Consider the following 21,337-nt stretch of genomic DNA (forward strand, 5'->3'; position numbering starts at 1 on the left):
GTTCACCTTTATTCATAAATTTAAATTCAAAATTCAATCATTCTGAGTGGATTTTGCCGGAACGTTGCGATACTACAAGAATATACAACGAAGCGGAAAATCATGTTTATTTATTCGTTAGATAATTACACAAGTTTGAGAATTCTGAGACATATAACTTCCGTTTCATTCGCGTTGATGGAATCATCATACACTATAGACGACGCTCCACGTAGTTTCCACTGCATTTCGGTTAAAAAATATTAACACAAATTTTTATATTTAGGGTTGCAATCATTTTTCAAAGGTGGTATTGTAATTTTTGACCGAATGACCGAAATGTATTTTTGGTCAATTCCTAAAGGACGATCATGTGATAAAGGAGGAGATATCATGGCTCCGATTGACCGGAGACAGCAGGTGATACAAGCGGCAACGCAATCGTTCGCCATGTTTGGATACAAAGCCACCACAATGGATCAGGTAGCCAAAATTGCGAATGTTGGCAAAGGAACGATTTACACGTTTTTTACGAATAAGGAGCAGTTGTTTGATCAGATTTTGGTGGACGTGATCCAGGAAATGAAGAACATTGCTCATCGTGAAGTACATCAAGAAAGTGCATTTTTTGAAAATCTGTTTCGTGTCTTGGACTCATTGTTGGAATTCAGACGGGATCACGATCTGTTGGTGAAACTTGCTCAAGAGTTGAAGGATTTTGGTACACTTCAGGCCAAAGAAGGTCTGGACAAAGTGGAAAAGGTCATTTCAGACTTTCTGACACGTGAGTTAGAGAAAGCTAAGGAATCAGGCGAAATTCGCGACTGCGATCCGCAGGTTGTGTCATTTATGATGATTCGATTATACATTGCCCTGACGTCGGATTGGAATAAGCAACATGAGCCACTTAGCAAGGAACAGATCAAAAGCTACTTTCGCCTTTTCTTAATGGAAGGAATTGCTGTTGTTACTTAAATGGTACGGCAGTGAGGCTTGTCGGAAGACAGGTTGTTTTTTTGCCCTGAATTGACCGTTTGAGGAAAATGGTCATACGTTATTTCAGAAATTTACTTCATGCATCAAATGTTTACATTACAAGAAATTCCTGCAGATTAGCAGAGACAAGGGGAGAAATGAGATGAAATCTTTATCCGTGTTTTTCAAGGATGTGGGATCGGCCGTGAGAAACCCGAAGGTATTGATCCCCGTTATTGCCATTATGTTTATTCCGATTCTGTATAGTGGTATCTACCTGGCAGCCTATTGGGACCCATACGGTCATGTGGATCAGATGCCTGTCGCAGTGGTGAACCTCGATAAAGGGGCTGAGCTGGAAGGGAAGTCCTTGCATGTTGGGGAAGACCTCGTGGATGAACTGAAGAAAAATGCAGATTTTAAATGGGAATTTGTGAATAGTGCTCAAGCACAGCAAGGCATGAAAGACGACAAGTACTACATGCAGATTACGATTCCTGAAAATTTCTCATCACAGGCTACCACATTGCTGGATGATCAACCTAAACCGGCTGACCTCATCTATGAACCTAACGGTAACTATAGCTTCGTAGGTGCTCAGATTGGTAAGACGGCGATCAAGGATCTGAAGGCAAAAGTATCAGCTAAAGTGACAGAGGCTTATGCGGAGACGTTGCTTGATAAGTTCTCCGAGGTGTCTGACGGACTTGCCGAAGCCGGAGACGGTGCTGGCGAGCTGAACACGGGTGCAGGCAAGCTCGATGATGGGGCTGTGAAGCTCAAGGATAATCTGGCTAAGCTTGCATCAGGAACGATCGAACTGCAAGAAGGGCTCTCACCTTTAACGGATGGGGTCAATGCGCTTCATACCGGAGCTACGAAGCTGGAGACAGGTACTTCAAGCTTGGTTTCTGGCCTGCAGCAGCTTCAAACAGCAGCCGGAACACAGCTTCAGAGCGGAGCTGATCAGTTGAAAGAGGGTAGCGACAAGCTGGCAGCTGGTCTGCAAACGTCGCTGGATGGTACAAGTAAGCTGCAAACAGGACTGCAAGCCTCCGAACAAGGTAGTGCTAAATTGTCAGAGGGTCTGCAAAGTGCGGTTCAAGGTAGTGGAACTTTAGCTACAGGATTGCAGTCGGCTGTCGACGGAAGTGGCCAGGTTGCAGATGGAGCCAAAGGTGTTGCCGATGGATTGAAGCAGCTTGCTGCCGCAAATCCAGAGCTAGCAGAGAGTGCTGATGTGCAGAAGCTGCTTGCAGCAAGTCAGGCGGTTGCCGATGGCAGTGCGCAGCTGCATGAAAGTGAGCAGAAGCTCGCACAGGGTGCAGGTCAGTTGCATGAAGGTAACCAACAACTGGCTACCGGAGCAGAGCAACTGCATGAAGGTCAGCAGCAGCTGCTTGCGGGTGCAGGTCAGCTTGTGGGCGGACAAGAGCAATTGCTCGCAGGTGCGAGCCAACTTTCTGATGGGGGTTCTAAGCTCTCAGATGGTCTGAAGCAATTTACAGGTAAGCTCAGCGAGGCTGCAAACGGCGGTGCGCAATTAGCAAGTGGTGTTAAACAACTTGGAACAGGCACAAGCGCTTTGCAAACGGGCGTTGGTAAATTAAGCGGAGGCGTATCTTCCCTAACGGACGGTTCCAAACAACTGGGCGATGGTGCAGGCAAGCTTGCCGATGGATTGTCCGAGTTGAAGGACGGTTCGAATGAGCTGGCAACGAAATTGAATGATGCTGCTCAGAAAACGTCTGAAGTGAAGAAAACCGATGATGTTGTGAATATGTTCGCTGAACCAGTGAACTCATCGGAGAATGAAGCAGAGGTTGTGCCAAACTACGGTACAGGATTGACACCTTTCTTCTTATCCATCGGCTTGTTTGTCGGATCTCTGATCTCAACGATTGTATTGAAAATGCGTGATACATCCGTACCGGGTGCTTCTGGATGGAGTCGTTTCGTCAGCCGTACACTTGTCTTTGGTTCGATGAGTGTCTTCCAGTCCGTGATTGTAGCAAGCTTCATGTTGTATGGACTTGGATTAGAGACACACAGTGTACCTCTGTTCTACCTGTTCACGATCATTACGGGTCTAACCTTCATGATGATTGTGCAGGCACTCGTAACATGGCTTGATCTGCCAGGACGATATGTAGTCATCCTAATGTTGGTCTTCCAACTTGCGGCAAGTGCAGGAACGTTCCCAGTGGAGCTAATTCCATCATGGTTGCAAGCGTTCAGTCCTTGGCTGCCAATGACTCACAGCATTATGGGCTTCAAGGCGGTTGTATCTAGCGGTAACTTTGATGTGATGTGGCATCAAGCTGGAATTCTGGCGATCTACGCTGGAGTCTCCATCCTGCTCACGCTGGCCTTCTTCCTCTGGAACGGCAGAAAGCCTAAAAAGGAAGCTGAATTGGTCGAATCGGGTCAAGTTGTGACTGCATAAGCATAGAAAAGTGCGAAATTTCAAAAAAATAAAGTTTGATGTTCAGTATCAAAATTATGCAACATAGTAGTCAAATAGTGCAAAGAGCCTGTAGCCCTAAAATGGGTGGCAGGCTCTTTCTGTATACAAATGCATGCTAGAGGGATGAAGGAGGCTTACTAGGATTTTACATTTGACTAAATACGGCTGAAACTCACGCCCCATATGGAATGATTTTCTTTTGTCAGCAGATAAATTCAGTTGTACTCTCTCATAAAATGTGTATAATTATTCGAAAAAGAGATGAATTTAAACGTCAGCACACTAAAGCTGCACTGCAAAACATTTCTTATCAGAGGTATTAAAAAGTTTAAATTGCGCTGATGTTAGGTCGGTGTTAAAATAATAGAACTATATCAAAAAAACGTCGCTTCATAATGAGTGGTCGTGCCAGCGGCTACGTGTTGTTATATTAGGCTGTTACTGAATCGTTCGGTCAGTCCACTTTCAAAATAGCGTCTGCCTCAGTCGCAATGCTTGTAACTATGACAGATGATGGCTGTCACCTCTATTCAGCAGGCTTCATTAGTTAGCCCGCTCCTCCCGTTTCATTGTTGCTTGTTGCCTATGTTCTTGATCTTTCCGAAATACTTCATTATAGAAAGGTTGCGTTCCATGAGACAGATCGGATTACCTCCTAAACAAGGTCTTTATGACCCACAGTTCGAAAAAGATGCATGCGGAATGGGTTTTGTTGCCAACATTAAAGGAAGAGCTTCACACGATATCGTTAGTCAGGCACTGACCATGCTTAGTAATATGGAGCACCGCGGAGGACAGGGCAGCGAGCCGAATTCCGGCGACGGAGCCGGAATCTTGATTCAGATTCCACATCGCTATTTTGCACAGGAAGCTGAACGCCTCGGATTTGCATTGCCAGAACAAGGATTTTACGGCGTAGGGATGCTGTTCCTTTCCCAGGATGCTGAGATTCGCCACGCACATGAGGAGAGCCTCAAGAAGATTATCGAAGAAGAAGGACAGACTTTCCTAGGTTTCCGGGATGTGCCTACTTATGATGAGATGCTTGGTCGTTCTGCATTGGCTGCGAAGCCATATGTACGTCAGGTGTTCATTGGCAGATCTGCCGATGTGAAGGATGAGCTTGGATTCGAGCGCAAACTTTACGTTATTCGTAGACGCGCTGAGCTTGCTATTCGTTATTCTGCGGATGAGAAAGAGGGCGGATCATTCTATCTGCCAAGCTTGTCTTGTCGCAAAATTGTATATAAAGGCATGCTGACAACGGAACAAGTTGGACAGTTCTATCTGGATCTTCAAGAAGAGTCTGTGGAATCGGCGATTGCGCTTGTTCACTCTCGTTTTAGTACGAACACCTTCCCAAGCTGGGAACGTGCCCACCCGTATCGCTTCATGATCCACAACGGTGAGATCAACACGATGCGTGGTAACGTGAACTGGATGCATGCTCGTCAATCCTTGTTCGAGAGCGAAGTTTTCGGTAATGATATCTCCAAAGTGAAGCCAGTCATTAATCCGGACGGTTCCGATACAGCGATGTTTGATAACACGCTTGAATTCCTCTATTTAAGTGGACGCTCTTTGCCACACGTAGCTATGATGATGGTTCCTGAGCCATGGAGCACAGATGAGGGAATGGATCCTGCCAAAAAGGCATTCTACGAGTATCACAGCACGATGATGGAGCCGTGGGATGGACCTGCAGCAATGGCGTTCACGGACGGGTTGCAGATCGGTGCAACGCTCGACCGTAATGGTCTTCGTCCTGCACGTTATTATGTAACGAAGGATGACCGAATCATCCTATCTTCCGAAGTTGGTGTATTAGACATTGAGCCGGAAGAAATTCTGTACAAAGACCGTCTACGTCCAGGACGTATGCTGTTAGTAGATACAGAGCAAGGACGCATTATTTCCGACGAGGAAGTCAAAGCTCAAATTGCAGCCGAGAATCCGTACCAGGATTGGCTCGATGAGCACTTGATGGATCTGAATGAATTGCCAGAAGCACCTGAGCTACCAGATCCAAAACACGATAACGTGACTCAACTTCAGCTTGCTTATGGATATACGTTTGAAGAATTACGCAAAGTGCTTGAGCCGATGGCATCAACAGGTATGGAAGCAACAGGTTCCATGGGTTATGATGCACCACTCGCAGTATTCTCAGATCGTCCACAGCGTTTATATAATTACTTTAAACAGATGTTTGCTCAAGTAACCAATCCGCCAATCGATGCGATTCGTGAAGAGATTGTTACTTCAACGGCAACTACGATTGGACCTGAGCGTAACTTGCTGAATCCTGAACCGGAGAGCTGTCGTCAGATTCGTCTGGACACACCGGTATTGTCTAATGAAGACTTCGCCAAAATCCGTCATGTACGTCGCCCTGGCTTCCGTTCTATGACGATCCCAATCTTCTTCGCAGCCAAAGAAGGAGCAGAGGGACTTCGCAAAGCAATGGATCTGCTCTTTGAAGCAGCGGACCGTGTCATCGACAAAGGTCATAACATTCTGATTCTCTCTGACCGCGGCGTAGATGCGGAGAATGCAGCAATTCCTGCATTGCTTGCTGTAGCAGGGCTGCATCACCACTTGATCCGTCAAGGTACAAGAACAAAAGTTAGTATTTTGCTTGAGTCGGCTGAGCCGCGTGAAGTTCATCACTATGCATTGCTGCTAGGTTATGGCGTAAGTGCCGTGAACCCGTATCTGGCATTCGAAACATTGGATGACATGATCCAGCAAGGCTTGCTGCGTGGTATCTCACATGAGAAAGCTGTGAAAAACTACATTAAAGCCGCGACTAAAGGCGTTATTAAAATCTTGTCCAAAATGGGAATCTCAACGATTCAATCGTATCGTGGAGCGCAGATTTTCGAAGCAGTGGGTCTGCAATCCGATTTCGTTGACCGGTACTTCACATGGACGCCTTCCCGAATCGGGGAATTGGACTTGAAGAGGTTGCGGCGGAAGCATTGACACATCATAACCGTGCCTTCACTGAGAAAGACGGTAACGATAAGGTGCTGGATTCCGGCGGTGATTACCAATGGCGTAATGATGGAGAAGAACACTTGTTCAATCCACAGACGATCCACACGCTACAGCATGCTGTACGTACTGGTGATTATAAATTGTACAAAAAGTATTCCAAACTGGTTCAAGGTGAGAATGATCAATTGCTGACCATTCGTTCGATGCTGAAACTGAAACCAGTTGGTAACGCAATTCCTTTGGAAGAAGTAGAGTCCGTCGAATCCATTATGCGCCGTTTCAAAACGGGAGCGATGTCCTTCGGATCAATCAGTAAAGAAGCACACGAAGATCTTGCCATCGCAATGAACCGTGTCGGTGGTAAATCGAATACAGGTGAAGGCGGAGAAGATCCGGCTCGCTTCATTAAAGATAGCAACGGCGATTCACGTCGAAGTGCAATCAAACAGGTGGCATCCGGACGTTTCGGTGTTACTTCCAACTATTTGGTTAACGCTGACGAGATTCAGATCAAAATGGCGCAAGGAGCAAAACCGGGTGAAGGTGGACAACTGCCTGGACGTAAAGTATACCCTTGGGTTGCTGAAGTTCGTGGATCAACACCGGGCGTAGGTTTGATCTCGCCACCACCGCATCACGATATTTATTCCATCGAGGATCTGGCTGAGCTCATTTATGATCTGAAGAATGCCAATCCACGTGCCGAGATTAACGTGAAGCTAGTATCGGAAGTTGGCGTAGGTACAATTGCAGCTGGTGTAGCTAAAGGCCGTGCCGACATTATCCTGGTTAGTGGTTATGACGGTGGTACAGGTGCATCCCCACAAGGCTCAATCCGTCATGCGGGTATGCCGTGGGAGCTAGGTCTTGCTGAGACACATCAAACGCTGATCCTGAACAATCTGCGTGACCGTGTCGTATTGGAGACAGACGGCAAAATGCTGAATGGTCGTGACTTGGTCGTTGCGGCATTGCTGGGAGCAGAGGAGTATGGCTTCTCCACAGCACCACTCGTTGCTCTGGGTTGTATCATGATGCGTGTCTGTCAAATGGATACTTGTCCTGTTGGTGTGGCGACACAAAATCCGGAACTGCGTAAAAACTATATGGGTGATCCAGAACACGTCGTTAATTTCATGCGTTTCGTTGCTGAAGACGTTCGTGAGATCATGGCTGACCTTGGTTTCCGTACCATTCAAGAAATGGTGGGTCGCACAGACTGCCTGGAGACTGTAGAAGCAGTGGATCACTGGAAGAAAAAAGGTGTAGACCTGTCCGTATTGCTGCATGTGCCTGAGATGCCAGAAGGCTCTGCACGTTACCGCACGCAGTACCAGAATCACGGATTGGAAGAGACGTTGGATATGCAGCAATTGCTTCCTCTCGCAGGGCCAGCTATTGAATCCGGTCAACCGGTAGAGGCTGTGCTTCCAATTACGAACGTGAACCGTGCCGTAGGTACGATTCTGGGCAGTGAAGTAACACGTAAATATGGTCTTGCTGGATTGCCAGAAGATACAATTCAATTCAAATTTGTGGGATCTGCTGGACAAAGCTTTGGAGCCTTTGTTCCGAAAGGGATTACCCTGACGGTAGAAGGAGACTCCAATGACTATGTAGGTAAAGGTCTATCCGGTGGTAAACTCGTTGTAATGCCTTCGCCAAAAGCGACATTTGACGCTGAGGACAATATCATCATCGGAAATACGGCTCTCTACGGAGCAACAAGTGGCGAAGCTTATATCCGCGGAATCGCGGGCGAGCGGTTTGCTGTTCGTAACTCTGGAGCTAAAGTTGTTGTCGAAGGTGTAGGCGACCATGGTTGCGAGTATATGACAGGTGGGCGTGTCGTCGTTCTGGGCGATACAGGTCGTAACTTTGCAGCAGGGATGTCCGGAGGTATTGCGTATATCTACGATCCAGAAGGAACGTTCTTGCAACGTTGCAACCTGGAAATGGTACTGTTGGAGCGTATCGAGGATACAGCAGAGAGCGCAGATCTGCGTGGAATGATTGAACGCCATGTTGCGAATACAGGTAGTGCTGCAGGTCAGCGCATCTTGGAGAACTGGCAGCAATCGGTAGATCAGTTCGTGCGTGTCATCCCGAAAGACTTCAAACGTATGACAGAGCAGATCGAACGTATTCAAGCGACTGGACTGACGGGCGAAGCAGCGTTGCTGGCGGCATTTGAAGCTAACATGCGTGAGCTTGCACGTACAGGCGGTTAATTGTTGAACAATTGAGCAACGGACCTTTCGGCTGAATTCCATATTCGACGCTGAACATGCTGTCAAGGCATGCTTCGTAATCAAAATTGTCCTTTTTAAACAACATCTAATAGGAGCTTTATGTTTGCCTGTGTGGCATGCATAGAGCTCCTATTTTGTTTTCGACAAAATTAGAACCCCGACCAAAAACGCTATCGCCATGAGACGACAACATTGAGGAGGCTTCTCAAGTATAATTAGGCTAGTTTTGGAGCACAGGGAAAGTATTAAGATAGGAGAGGTTCGCGGAATGAATATGAAAAATCCAAACAAGGGCGATCGCAAGCCGAAAGGTGAACACGTTGAAACAACCGAGATGGACATCAAAAAAGTTTTACTGCAATGCGGAATCGACCCAGAGCGTTGGAACGATTACATATCCTCCGTCAACAACATACGTCCTTGACTAGAACTGGAAGATACTAATGAAATGGAGGGAATTGAAGACAAGAAAAAACCCAGAAACCGATAAATTGCTTTTCGGTGCTGGGTCTTCTTTTGCAAATCTAATCCTCTAATCCATGCTACGTTCCATACGGACAAAGGCAATAAAACGACGTGCCTCTTCTTCGGTCAAGGGTTTACCGTCGATCATCAGGCCGAAGCGTTCCAACACTTCCTTATCCGATAATTCAAGAGAATCAACAAATTCCCGAACGTCCTCATCCATTACCATATCACTCTGCTTCGTACGCCCAATGAGATAATCAATGGATACACCAAAGATATCTGCAAGCCTAGTTAACACTTCAAAATCCGGTTTGCGTCGGTTCTTCTCATAATGGGAGAGTGCAGCCCGGGTAATATGGATGGAGCTCGCAAGTTCTTCTTGAGTAAGTCCCCGCTGTTCCCTTAATTCAGCAATGCGATTCCCGTAGTTCATAAGCCATTTCCCCCTGAACGCCATGTCAAATATATATCGAAACAATCCTGAGCTATTTTTTGATCAGGGCAGCTTTCCTGCAAAAATGATACGACCGCACCAGATTAATACAACCATTGGCATGTAAAAAGACAGCGAAAATGATGCAATCTAGGTCTGTCTAAGGACATCTCATATTGTCGTAAATCAAAAGAACCATGTCCAAATACTGCTTGACATGATACAATTTGTATCGTAAATTGGACGTATGGAGTTACAAAATGTATCATTTGGAATAATTTAAGTATCTCCTCGTTGCCAGATCTGTATACCTGTGAGAAGGGAGGTCAGGCAACGAATGCGTTACTAATCCATTCTAAAAGGAATGAAGCCATGAACTCATTGATTCAGGAATGGGCTGATCTAGAGTTAAATGTCCATATGTATATCCGGGAGTTTAAGGGTAAAGCCTTGAACCGCAAACGTCGTCCCGTTCTACTCCTTGGAATGGATACAAGTGCGATCAGTTTCCTGAGTGATTTGGTCTTACCAGTGTCATCCGAGATGTTGATAGGTTTAGATGTGGAAGATCACCATGTGTGTCTACGACTCCAGGCGGTACCCGAATGGAAACAACCTTTTGGAGAACTCACATTGTATCATTCCAAGTTGCATATTCAGCAAGAACAGAAACTATATATAACTGGACAGTTAAACACTATGCTTCGTGATGTTCAATTTCCGGCGGTATCTCGCGTTTTGTATGAGAAATTAATGACTCAACCAACGGTGCAGAAAACATATCATTACATTAATTTTACCATATAAAAAGGAAATATATTCGAAAAGATGCATGTACTTAACGCCATTTTACTATATTTCATAGCGTTATGCATTAGTTCTTTAACACCAAAAGCATTTGCGCAATGAATAAAGGGGCAAGGGGGATCATACTATTTCAGGAAGTTTGCATATGGTTGAAATGCACTGCCACATTTTATCTGGTCTTGATGATGGCCCTGTTCATATGGAACAGTCTATCGCCATGGCTGAGAAAGCGGCCGCTGCTGGCATAACCTCCATCATTGCAACTCCGCATCACCTGAACGGGCGCTACAACAACGAACCGATCGTAGTCAATCAGGCAGTGGATCTGCTCCATGCAGAGCTTCGCAAACGCAACATTCGATTGGATATTTATCCCGGACAGGAGATCAGAGTGCATGACACACTGATTGGAGATCTCTATGCAGGCAGATGCTGCACACTTGCCGGGAGTCGCTACATGTTGCTGGAATTGCCTTTTGGCTCTATTCCCTCGCAGTTCCCCAATATACTTCATGAATTACGGGTAGCTGGTATCACACCTATTATTGCTCATCCGGAACGTAATCTAATCTTGCTGAAAAAGCCGAAGCTGCTTGCAGATTATTTGAAGCAAGGCGTGCTGTGCCAACTCACGGCTCAATCTTTCACAGGACTTTTCGGGCGAAAAGTTCAGAAATGGTGTTTTCATTTTTGCAAAGAAAACGGGTTTCATTTCATTTCATCAGATGCTCATGATACACGTCAAAGAACATTTGCTGTTAATGAAGGAAACAAAATGATTGAGCATTACTTTGGAATGGATGCCGTCAGGCGGATAGCGGAAAATGCTTCCCACATTCTATATAACTCTGAACCGATCATTACTCGGTTTAATCCCCGAAAGCTCCGCATGCTTCTTTGGTAGCTCGAAGTGAGATTGAGCCCGGAATCATGCAACATGCTTACATATATGACACTAACGTATAGGAGGAATGTGAAGGTGGAACTGAAAGGATATTTCCGCATTTTGCAAAAAAAATGGTGGTTAATTGTTGCCATTGCACTCATTGCTGGAGTAGGTGCTGGGGTTAAAAGTATTTTCTTCACACAACCGATCTATGAGGCAAGTTCCAAGCTCATTGTGAACCAAACATCCAATGTTGAAGGTCGAGCGATGATGGATTTCAGTATGATTCAGAGCAACATTAAGCTCATTAACTCTTATAAGGAGATCATTAAATCATCGGCAATAATGGAAAAAGTGGCAACAACGTATCCTGACTTAAAAGTAACAACCGCTGAACTCATCAGCAGAACCTCCGTAACAACCGCAAGCGAGTCCCAAGTCATGAACATCACAGTACAAGGGACTACCTACGAAAACGCCGCAAAAACGGTGAATGCAATCTCCAAAGTTTTTCAATCGCAAATTCCCCTAATTATGAAAATCGATAATGTAGCCATTCTCAGTGAAGCCAATATAAACGGCAACGCGGCGCCAATTAATATGAAAACCACGCTCACCATCATCGTTAGCTTATTTGCAGGTTTAGTTCTTGCCATTGCACTTGTCTTCCTCATGGATTATCTGGACGATACGTTCAAATTAGAGTCCGAAATTGAAAAGGAACTGGGCATTCCGGTATTGACGGTCATTTCCAAAATGAAAAAAGACGATGTGAAGGGCAGTAAAAACGTTGTATCTCAGCAGAAAGTGGGGGATGGAAAATATGTCACGGTTAACCAATGAAAATAATAATCTGGTGACCTATTTTAATTCCAAGTCTCACATCTCAGAAGGCTACCGCAAATTACGTACCAATATTCAGTTCTCTTCTATTGATAGTCATATCAAAACGATCATGGTTGCCTCGGCTCAAGCTGGTGAAGGGAAAACCACCACCATTAGCAATCTAGCCGTGACTTATGCGCAAGAAGGCAAGAAAGTCCTGCTCATTGATGCCGATCTGCGGAATCCATCTCTTCATCAAGTATTTTCAGTACCCAACCATATCGGGCTCAGTAGTGTCTTGTCGAATCAATATGACGTTGATGAGGTTCTGCGTGAGAGCTATATCGAGAATCTGCAACTATTCACATCTGGCCCGATTCCGCCTAATCCATCTGAGATGATCGGCTCTAATCGAATGAAAAACCTAATGAATGATTTACAGGCAAAATACGATGTCATCATGTTCGATACGCCGCCGGTACTCGCTGTAACGGATGCACTGATTGTGAGCTCCTTCTGCGATGGTGTGCTGCTGGTCGTAAACTCAGGCAAGGTCAAGAAAGAGCTAGTGAAGAAAACGAAGGCTCATCTTGAACATGTCAATGCGCGAATTCTGGGTGCCATCCTGAACAATATCAAAACGACATCGAACTCGGTCAGCTATTACGGAGAGAAGTAGTCCGCTCTGATCGAACAGGTAATGTCTACTGTACCTTTATCACTGTAGGCACTCGGTCATGCTGTGGGTTCAGTGAACCTTAGACGTTAATCGTCAGAGGTATGACGTGAGGTTGGGTTCGATGCCCCTTTTTAACGATTCGAAAAACTTTAAAAAAAGAGGATAGGGTGGTATTTATGAAAAAAGTGAGAAAAGCGATCATTCCCGCAGCTGGACTGGGAACACGTTTCCTGCCTGCCACGAAAGCTATGCCTAAAGAAATGCTCCCTATTGTGGATAAACCAACTATACAGTATATCGTTGAGGAAGCCATTGCCTCTGGTATTGAAGATATCATCATCGTTACAGGTAAGGGGAAACGGGCAATCGAGGATCATTTTGACAATGCATTCGAATTGGAACACAACCTGCTCGAAAAAGGAAAATTAGGCCTGCTTGAGGAGGTCCGCAAATCATCCAATGTGGATATTCATTACATAAGGCAAAAAGAGGCCAAGGGACTGGGTCATGCGGTGTGGTGTGCAAGGAATTTTATCGGCGACGAACCTTTTGCCGTGTTGCTGGGAGATGATATTGTTGTCTCGGACGTTCCATGCACCAAACAGCTGATTGATCAATATGACCAGGTTCAGCAATCCGTGGTGGGTGTTCAAACGGTTCAGCCTGAACAAACCGAACGTTACGGTATTGTTGATCCATTGCGATCGGACGGACGTCTGACGGAGGTACTTCAATTCGTTGAGAAGCCAGCACAAGGGACGGCACCATCCAATCTAGCGATCATGGGAAGATATGTCCTGAATCCAGAGATTTTTGACTTTTTGGAAGAGCAAGAGATTGGGCAAGGGGAGAAATTCAGTTAACTGATGCAATTCAAAGATTAAATGAAAAACAAGGAGTGTATGCTTACGACTTCGAAGGAATCAGATATGATGTGGGCGAGAAATTAGGTTTCATTTTGACGACGATTGACTTCGCGCTCCAAAACCCGGAATTAAAATTACCGATGTTACATGCTCTACAGGACATTTTGGAGAAACAGTCCGTTGAGCAAGTAATCGCTGGGAGGGAGTTTGAATGAGTCCATCTCCCCAAACGAAAGAAGCGGAGATTGTTATAGACAAAGGTCTGGGATACAGCGCAACGACGGCGACGCATGGACTTGAAGCAGATAAAGTGTATTTGCTTATGAAAAGAATGCTGGACTTTCTTGGCTCTTTCATAGGTTTGATCCTACTATGTCCGTTATTTGCAGTGATCGCTCTACTTATTAAAATAGAGGCCCCTAAGGGGTCTGTTTTTTTTCGCCAAGTTCGGGTTGGGCTGAACGGTAAGGAATTTTATATGTACAAATTCAGATCAATGGTCGTGAATGCCGAGGATTTGCTGGAGAATCTTATGGATCAAAATGAAGTAGGCGGTAACATGTTCAAAATGAAAAATGATCCTAGAATAACTCGCATCGGCAAATTCATTCGCAAAACCAGTCTCGACGAGCTTCCACAGTTATGGAATGTGCTCAAAGGGGAGATGAGTCTGGTAGGTCCCAGACCTTCACTTCCAAGAGAAGTGGAGAATTACACGTCCTATGATCGACAACGTCTCAAAATGATTCCAGGCTGTACAGGGCTATGGCAAGTGAGTGGCCGAAATAGCGTTGGATTCAATGAAATGGTGGAGCTTGATCTGACCTATGCCCGTGAACGCAATATTTTCATGGACATCAAGATCATTCTGAGAACGTTCAGAGTGTTAATCGGCTCGAAGGACGCATTTTGAACGAACGAAATACGATTCTGGCTCTGAGGTGGCATAGCTAACATGCAAAAAGCAGCATTTTTTGCTTCTTCTAAACTAGGTGCGTTATATCTTGTTTTTGCCTCGCTGTTCATTATTAGCCTCGCTATTTACGTACCTATTGTTGCGGTAATGGCATTGATGGCGTTGATCTTGCTAGGGGTGTATATGAAGCATCCTAGCTGGGTCTATTTTGTGGTGGTCGGCACGTTCTCGTTATCTGTGGACAAAATTTTTAGAATGCAAGTGATGGGTTTTGATTCTTCATCCTTCTATAAGTTACTTATTTTATTTTTTATCCTTCCTATTTTTCTAAGATACGGCTTCAGGAAGGAAATGATCTATCCTGCTCTAGCAGTTGGTTATCTCTTTGTGCAAAGTTATTTTTTATCGGATATGCCTGACAAGATGAGCCCAATTGATCCCTTTAAATCTTTTCTGGGATTAGTTGTGCCATTTCTATTATTGATGGTTAACTTCTCCAAGGAAATTAATATGAGGATCATAAGGGTTCTTGCTTGGCTCCCGGTGTTTAGCTTGATCGCTGGTTTCTTCCTGCAACAAATGGGGATGCTGTCGATCATAAGCTTTGAAATCTCGGGCGTGAATCGTTTGCAAGGGGCCAATATAGCAGCGCATCTGGGGATGTTATGTTTTATCTCCATCTGTGTATGTCTTATCGAAATTCGAAATAAACACCAGGTTATTTTGAATTATGCTCTGACGCTAACTCATTTTATTATATTAATCCAGACGGGAACTCGTGGTCCTCTTATCGCACTGATTCCGATAGTGTGCATGTATTTATTCGACCATGTGCGGAAGTTTGCGAAGGGCAGAACAGGTGCATTAATTCCAGTTGTTCTTTTTTTGGCGGCGGTGACTGTGATGGTCTCTGCTCAGTGGGACAATTATCAGTTAAGGCAGGAGAGCAAGGGGTTGTCTGGCAGGGATTCTGCCTGGGCTTTCTTTACGAATAGGGCGAATGAACACCCTGTCTTTGGTCAAGGACTTGGCTCGGCGCTAGTTGCGAACGATGGAAGTATCTTTTCTGGCTTTGTTGTTCCGCATAATGAGTACATTCGCTTCTACTATGATGGTGGATTTGTAGGAGCACTGCTGTTCTTTGGTGCTTTGTTTTTCGTGTATCTCAAAGTGTATCGTCGCATGAATTCCCTGGTGAAGCCTTACTTTCTCGGAATGATTCTTGGCTTCCTGGTGTATTCCTTCTTTGACAATACGTTGTCCACGATGCATTTAATTGCTCCCTTCTGTGTATATCTGAATTCGTTATACCTGACGAGCAACAAGCAAAACCCTGAACCTGAAGAACTACCGAAGTTAGCCCCTCGAAAGGAGATCTTGCAATGAAAGTCTGTCTGGTAAGTTCAACAGGAGGCCATCTGAATCAACTGTTAAATCTAGTTCCTGCTGTTGAGGATCATGATTACTTTTTGGTAACGGAGAAAAGCGAAGCGAGCAGCAAGCTGAATCTCTCCCAGCGAACCTATTTCTTATCGCAACAGGAACGCAAAAATATGCTGTTTATATTTATCGTTCTGCGGAACATCATAACTTCGCTGTTCATTTTGCTGAAGGAGCGACCAAAGGTTCTGATCACAACAGGAGCCGGAGCGGTATATCCGCTGTGTTTGCTCGGGAAATTGATGGGAGCGAAGCTGGTCTATGTCGAGAGTTATGCCAAAATATATTCGCCAACGCTAACGGGCAGATTGATCTACAAGTTTGCCGATGAATTCTATATTCAATGGGAAACGTTGCAAGAAGCATATCCGAAGGCGAAGTATAGGGGGGCTTTATTTTGATCTTTGTGGTGCTTGGAACGCAGCGATTTCAATTTAACCGGCTTCTGAAGGCGATCGATAATCTGATTGAAGAAGGCAAGCTGCCTTCAGACGTTCTTGTGCAGTCAGGTTACAGTGAATATAAGCCTCGCCATTATAAGCATAAGCCTTTTTTTAATCAGGAAGAGATGAATGAGCATATTGGCAAAAGTGAATTTGTTCTGTCCCATGCAGGTGTCGGGGTGATCACTAGTGCACTGCAGATGAACAAAAAGGTCATCGTCATGCCTAGGCGTAAGGATCAAGGGGAGCATGTGGATAATCATCAACTTGAGATCGCCAAAGTATTTCAAGACAAAGGTTACATTTCGGTTGCTCAGAACGAGGATGAACTGTCTGCATTAATATCGAATCTGGATCAGCTCGACTTCAAGCCTTATGTGAAGAGTAACTCGCAATTGCTATCATCCATCAAAGGCTACATCAATTCCCTATAAGACTCAGAGGATGTTCAAAAAAGTCTGCTTTTGATTACGAAAGATGCCTACTGGCATCTCAGCGCCGAACATGGAATTCAGCCGAAATATCCGTTGCTCACGTAGCTCTAACTACGCTCCGCTACTCTATTTCTAGCTTTATCCCATCTTCTTGGTACTGAAAACCAGATTTTTTGAACTTGGACTATAAAGTCTGCTTTTGATTACGAATGCTCTTGATGATTCAAAAGGAGTGGAAGAATGAAACCTAAGGTGCTGGTCATCGGTTCTTCGACGAAGGACATGGGCGGGATTGTGAGTGTCATTGTGAATATTGAGAATTCGCATATCGCCGAGCAATACAATCTACAACGGATTGAAACCTATATTACGGGCAGTATTCTGGCAAGGTTGCTCATCTTCATGAAGGGTTTTCTTCAATTTCTCGGGAAGCTCGTTACCTTCAAACCCGATATGATCCATATTCATATGTCGTATAACGGAAGCTTCTATCGTAAAGCGTTGTTCATTCTTGTTGGGCGTAAACTATTCCGGGTACCAGTAATTGTCCACATTCATGCTTCCAGTTTTGATGTGTTCTATAATCGACATCCACTGCAACAGAAGTTATGCAAGGTTGTGCTGAATCAGGTGGATAAATTAATCGTGCTGTCCTATACATGGCAGGAATTTTTCTCTAAGATTGTACCCGAGTCCAAGATCGAGGTGCTCTATAATGGCGTGTTCATTAAAGAACCTCCGATTAGGGAAGAGCGTCCAGTTCCACGCTGCTTGTTCATGGGGCGGCTGGGTAAGAGAAAAGGGGTATATGATCTTCTGTTAGCGATCCAGCAACTGAAGCAACGAGGCGTAGAAGCGGTCTTTACCCTCGCAGGCGATGGAGAGGTTAACGAAGTTAGAGCGCTAGTGGAGCGGTATGACATCTCTGATTATGTCGAGGTGCCTGGATGGATCAGGGGCGAAGAGAAGGAACGTTTATTACAACATGCGGATCTATTAGTTCTGCCTTCCTATCATGAAGGACTTCCTATGGCGGTGCTGGAAGGCATGAATAGTGGACTCCCCATTGTCTCTACCCGAGTAGGCGGAATACCGGAAGTGATTGCGGATGAATTGAACGGTTTCTTAGTTGAGCCTGGGGACGTTGAGGCGCTGGCTCATGCGCTGGAAAGGATCATTCTGGATAAAGAGCTGCGGCTGCAAATGGGCTTGAATAACAAGCAACTGGTTACCTCCAAGTTCAATATGAACGATCTCATGCATAACTTATCGTCTATCTATGACAAGGTGCACGTGAACGTGTCTTAGGAGGATGTATATGAAAATCCAGCTCCTTTTGGGATATAAGTACGTCCTGTATAGATTGAACTATACAATTACACAAGAACGGAGAGGACAGAAATAACATGAAGAAGCGAAGCGCTCGCCTTTATCCCCGGATTTTCCCCATTGAAAAAGGGAATCAGAAAAATCTGGGGATAACAGCGATCGGAGGGTTGTTCTGTCATCGGAGTGGTCAGTGTAAATATTTATAATTAATCTGTATAGTTTCGAGGGAAAGGTGGTTCTATGAAAGCATTAGTGAGTTGTATTATAACTACGCATAATCGCGCTGAGTTATTGAAGAAGGCCATGGCAAGTGTGATGGCGCAGACCTATCCCCATCTGGAGATTATCATTGTCGATGATGGTTCTAAGGATCATACGGAAGAGGTATGTAGAGCATGGCTCAAGCAGGATCAACGAATCCATTATATACAGGTTCCCTATGCTCAAGGTGCGAATCATGCCCGGAATTTAGGGATACAGCGTGCCAATGGCAAATATATAGCATTCCTGGACGATGATGACCAGTGGTTGCCTGATAAGATTCAGGCTCAGACCCAGACGTTAGAGCAGAACAAAGGACTATTTTGTTTTTGCAGCAAAGTGCTTGTCTATGTGGATCGGGAGGATAACGTTACGCGGAGAAAGGTATCTGTCGAATCCCGTGAGCTGGTGTTCTACGAGGACTTGCTGACGTACAACTGGATTGGCGAAACATCCAAAATTATGGTGCAAACGCAGTTGGCACGCACGGTTATGTTTGATGAACAATTAACCTCCGCTCAGGATTATGATTTCTATCTACGTATTCTGCAACGGGGGCATCATGCAATTAATGTGAAGGAACCGCTGGTGCACATTTATATTCATCCAGGGCCGCGCATCTCGACCTCTGCCAAGAAAAAATTCCAAGGGCAACGGAGAGTGCTGATTAAGTATTACAAGGACATGAGCCAAGAACAGAAGAGACGCCAGCTTCATCATTATCGCATGATGGAATGGTCGAAGAACCCTAACCGCAATACCCTTTTTCTCAAAAAGACCCTAACGCTATATCCATGGTGGCGAAACTTCACGCTGCTCAAGCGTAATGTAAGAACCATCTTGCTTGGATTTCGTCTGCGAAGACAGCTACGGAGCGAAACGTTGAACAAAGAGTATAAAGGAACAGCCTAAAACAGAGGTGTTATCATGCGAGAACCCATCGTCTACATGTTGCCCAAAATGATCAAGACGAACAAATTCAATGAACTATTGTCACAGTCCATCGAGGATGAGGGGTGGGATGTGAAGCACTTTTCCAAGAAAGATCTCAGAAATATACGTAAAAACGATGTGTTACATTTTCACTGGCCGAGCTTTTATTACAAAGGAAACAACGCGTTCTCGACATTCATCAAGTCCATATTGTTCATTCTCATGATTGTTTACGTGCGACTAAAGGGTGCGAAGTTGTTCTGGACGGTGCATAATATATGGCCGCATAACAGCGGTAGAACTTGGCATGATTACTGGATGAGGACGTTTCTGGTACGGAATTGTACCAAACTCATTGTCATGGGCAAACCGCTCATTCGTAGTGTGTGCGAGACGTTTCATGTGAAAGAAAGCCTTATCGAAGTGATTCCCCACGGACATTACCAAGGGGTGTATGGACGGACAGGGCAGAACATTAGAGAGATGTTCAACATCCCGGCGAATGACTATGTCTTTGCCTTCTTTGGTCAGGTATCACCCTATAAAGGGGTAGATGATCTCATTAAGGCATTCAATCATCTAAAATGGCCGGATGCTCATCTGTTGATAGCCGGTAAGAAAGCGGCCGATTATGATCTAGAGGCATCGATAGGTCAATCAGATCGGATTCATACGTACTTCAACTTTATTCAGGACGGGGAGTATTCGGATTATTTTGAAGCGATTGATTCGATGATTCTACCGTACAAAAATATTGCGACATCAGGCAGTGCCATACTGGCACTGTCTTTTGGCAAGCCTGTCGTTGCTCCGCGGATCGGACTTATGGAAGAGTATCTGCCCGAGAACTGTGCAGTCTTATATGATCCTGCAGATCAGAACGGGCTGGAAGAGGCGATGAAGCAGATCCGGGCGAAGGACGACGAGTTCAGGGAAGGTCAAGGGTTTCAAACGATGCTTGAAAAGCTGGAATGGTCGGGAATTGCGAAGCGCACCATTTCGCTCTATACCATCTAAATCAATAAAGGATGCGGGGACGATCGAATGAAAGCCACTGTAGCCATATGCACCTACAATAGAGCCTATGATCTAAGTGAGTCCGTTCATAGTGCCATTCAGCAACATGCTGAATTTGAGTATGAAATTATCGTAATTGATAACAATTCAACCGATCATACCGCTAAGCTTGTCCAAGAGATTCAGGCTGGCGAAGGTGGAGATCGCGTCAAGTATGTGCTGGAGAAGACACCTGGCTTGTCGGCAGCAAGGAATCGAGCGATCCGTGAAGCACGCGGTGAATATATTCTTTTCTTAGATGATGACGCCATTGCATCTCCGCTGTGGATTCAGCACATTGTCGGTGTATTTGACAGTGATCGTGCGATCGGAGTGGTAGGGGGCAAGATCGATCCTCTCTGGGAGAGCCGGAAGCCAGATTGGATACCCAGTGAGAATCTATCCCTGTACACCATTTTGGATTATGCAGATCATGTGGTGGAGATGCCGAGCCCATCGATTCCGTTTGGTGCCAATGTCGCCTTTCGTACCCAGGTATTTCGAGATATTGTCCCTTTTCGTGAAGACCTCGGGAGAGTGGGGAAGAACCTGTTATCCAATGAAGAGAGCGAGCTAATCGCTAGAATTAGAGTACGCCACAAAGTGTTTTATACACCCTTCGGATCGGTGCAACACAAGGTATCCAAGGAGCGAACGACCAAGAACTGGTTTTTGCGGCGTGTGTTCTGGCAAGGGGTTAGTGATGCAGTTCGTAAAAAAGACAAGGGTGCAGTTCGCACACTGAAACATGCGATTCGCTTGGGTCAAGGCGTAATTCGAGCGCTGCTGTGCATCTATAGTCCAAAGCGTTTTACCCGGCAACTCGCCCAGATCTGTTACCGGAATGGCCTGATTATCGGCATACTCAGATATAACAGTAAGGAATGA

Annotated in this window: 16 protein-coding genes and 2 pseudogenes; 17 read left to right on the forward strand and 1 reads right to left on the reverse strand. The window is 45.2% G+C overall.

Going from position 1 to position 21,337, the window contains the following annotated elements; translation table 11 throughout:
* The first annotated feature begins 372 nt into the window (after nucleotides 1-372).
* The 4 genes and pseudogenes from DMB88_RS06415 to DMB88_RS30165 all read left to right on the forward strand — a co-directional run bounded on the left by DMB88_RS06415 (nucleotide 373) and on the right by DMB88_RS30165 (nucleotide 9,097).
* Complete coding sequence (locus DMB88_RS06415; RefSeq protein ID WP_128100683.1) at nucleotides 373-954, forward strand: TetR/AcrR family transcriptional regulator; 582 nt, start codon at nucleotides 373-375, stop codon at nucleotides 952-954.
* Between the two features lie 163 nt (nucleotides 955-1,117).
* Nucleotides 1,118-3,400 (forward strand): YhgE/Pip family protein, encoded by a 2,283-nt coding sequence (locus DMB88_RS06420; RefSeq protein ID WP_128100684.1) that lies wholly within the window; start codon nucleotides 1,118-1,120, stop codon nucleotides 3,398-3,400.
* Nucleotides 3,401-4,054: 654 nt separating this feature from the next.
* Nucleotides 4,055-8,652, forward strand: a pseudogene (gene gltB / locus DMB88_RS06425) (glutamate synthase large subunit).
* A gap of 289 nt (nucleotides 8,653-8,941) precedes the next feature.
* Entirely contained in the window at nucleotides 8,942-9,097 is a 156-nt protein-coding gene (locus tag DMB88_RS30165) for a hypothetical protein (protein WP_156395379.1), read from the forward strand.
* Between the two features lie 108 nt (nucleotides 9,098-9,205).
* Here DMB88_RS30165 and DMB88_RS06430 read toward each other — a convergent pair whose 3' ends face one another.
* The gene (locus DMB88_RS06430; RefSeq protein ID WP_056694267.1) at nucleotides 9,206-9,574 is read right to left on the reverse strand and encodes a helix-turn-helix domain-containing protein; all 369 of its coding nucleotides are present in this window, start codon (nucleotides 9,572-9,574) and stop codon (nucleotides 9,206-9,208) included.
* A gap of 372 nt (nucleotides 9,575-9,946) precedes the next feature.
* Here DMB88_RS06430 and DMB88_RS06435 point away from each other — a divergent pair, with 372 nt between their 5' ends.
* The 13 genes and pseudogenes from DMB88_RS06435 (at nucleotide 9,947) to DMB88_RS06495 (ending at nucleotide 21,337) form a co-directional block, all read left to right on the forward strand.
* The gene (locus tag DMB88_RS06435) at nucleotides 9,947-10,381 is read left to right on the forward strand and encodes a hypothetical protein (protein WP_128100685.1); all 435 of its coding nucleotides are present in this window, start codon (nucleotides 9,947-9,949) and stop codon (nucleotides 10,379-10,381) included.
* Between the two features lie 145 nt (nucleotides 10,382-10,526).
* Nucleotides 10,527-11,285 carry a tyrosine-protein phosphatase gene (locus tag DMB88_RS06440; protein WP_128100686.1) on the forward strand — a complete coding sequence of 253 codons (759 nt, stop codon included), beginning with the start codon at nucleotides 10,527-10,529 and terminating at the stop codon, nucleotides 11,283-11,285.
* 75 nt (nucleotides 11,286-11,360) lie between these two features.
* Nucleotides 11,361-12,110 carry a YveK family protein gene (locus DMB88_RS06445; RefSeq protein ID WP_128100687.1) on the forward strand — a complete coding sequence of 250 codons (750 nt, stop codon included), beginning with the start codon at nucleotides 11,361-11,363 and terminating at the stop codon, nucleotides 12,108-12,110.
* Complete coding sequence (locus tag DMB88_RS06450) at nucleotides 12,091-12,771, forward strand: CpsD/CapB family tyrosine-protein kinase (protein ID WP_128100688.1); 681 nt, start codon at nucleotides 12,091-12,093, stop codon at nucleotides 12,769-12,771. Before DMB88_RS06445 ends, DMB88_RS06450 begins: the two co-directional genes overlap by 20 nt.
* Before the next feature lie 176 nt (nucleotides 12,772-12,947).
* Nucleotides 12,948-13,852, forward strand: a pseudogene (gene galU / locus DMB88_RS06455) (UTP--glucose-1-phosphate uridylyltransferase GalU).
* Nucleotides 13,849-14,550, forward strand: a complete 702-nt coding sequence (locus DMB88_RS06460; protein ID WP_128100689.1) for a sugar transferase — start codon at nucleotides 13,849-13,851, stop codon at nucleotides 14,548-14,550. The pseudogene galU and the gene DMB88_RS06460 overlap by 4 nt, the downstream one beginning before the upstream one ends.
* A gap of 42 nt (nucleotides 14,551-14,592) precedes the next feature.
* A complete protein-coding gene (locus DMB88_RS06465) occupies nucleotides 14,593-15,939 on the forward strand; it encodes an O-antigen ligase family protein (RefSeq protein ID WP_128100690.1) in 1,347 nt (448 codons plus the stop codon).
* On the forward strand, nucleotides 15,936-16,394 hold the full coding sequence (gene pssD, locus DMB88_RS06470) for a PssD/Cps14F family polysaccharide biosynthesis glycosyltransferase (RefSeq protein ID WP_056694282.1): 459 nt from the start codon (nucleotides 15,936-15,938) through the stop codon (nucleotides 16,392-16,394). The genes DMB88_RS06465 and pssD overlap by 4 nt, the downstream gene beginning before the upstream one ends.
* A gap of 5 nt (nucleotides 16,395-16,399) precedes the next feature.
* Entirely contained in the window at nucleotides 16,400-16,870 is a 471-nt protein-coding gene (gene pssE, locus DMB88_RS06475) for a PssE/Cps14G family polysaccharide biosynthesis glycosyltransferase (RefSeq protein WP_254438620.1), read from the forward strand.
* 240 nt (nucleotides 16,871-17,110) lie between these two features.
* The gene (locus DMB88_RS06480) at nucleotides 17,111-18,178 is read left to right on the forward strand and encodes a glycosyltransferase family 4 protein (protein WP_128100692.1); all 1,068 of its coding nucleotides are present in this window, start codon (nucleotides 17,111-17,113) and stop codon (nucleotides 18,176-18,178) included.
* A 261-nt stretch (nucleotides 18,179-18,439) separates the two neighbouring features.
* Nucleotides 18,440-19,372: a glycosyltransferase family 2 protein gene (locus tag DMB88_RS06485; RefSeq protein ID WP_128100693.1), complete on the forward strand. Its 933-nt coding sequence runs from the start codon at nucleotides 18,440-18,442 to the stop codon at nucleotides 19,370-19,372.
* A gap of 15 nt (nucleotides 19,373-19,387) precedes the next feature.
* The gene (locus tag DMB88_RS06490; RefSeq protein WP_128100694.1) at nucleotides 19,388-20,410 is read left to right on the forward strand and encodes a glycosyltransferase; all 1,023 of its coding nucleotides are present in this window, start codon (nucleotides 19,388-19,390) and stop codon (nucleotides 20,408-20,410) included.
* A gap of 27 nt (nucleotides 20,411-20,437) precedes the next feature.
* Nucleotides 20,438-21,337 carry a glycosyltransferase gene (locus DMB88_RS06495; RefSeq protein ID WP_128100695.1) on the forward strand — a complete coding sequence of 300 codons (900 nt, stop codon included), beginning with the start codon at nucleotides 20,438-20,440 and terminating at the stop codon, nucleotides 21,335-21,337.

It is taken from the genome of Paenibacillus sp. DCT19, from assembly GCF_003268635.1.
Classification (GTDB): Bacteria; Bacillota; Bacilli; order Paenibacillales; family Paenibacillaceae; genus Paenibacillus.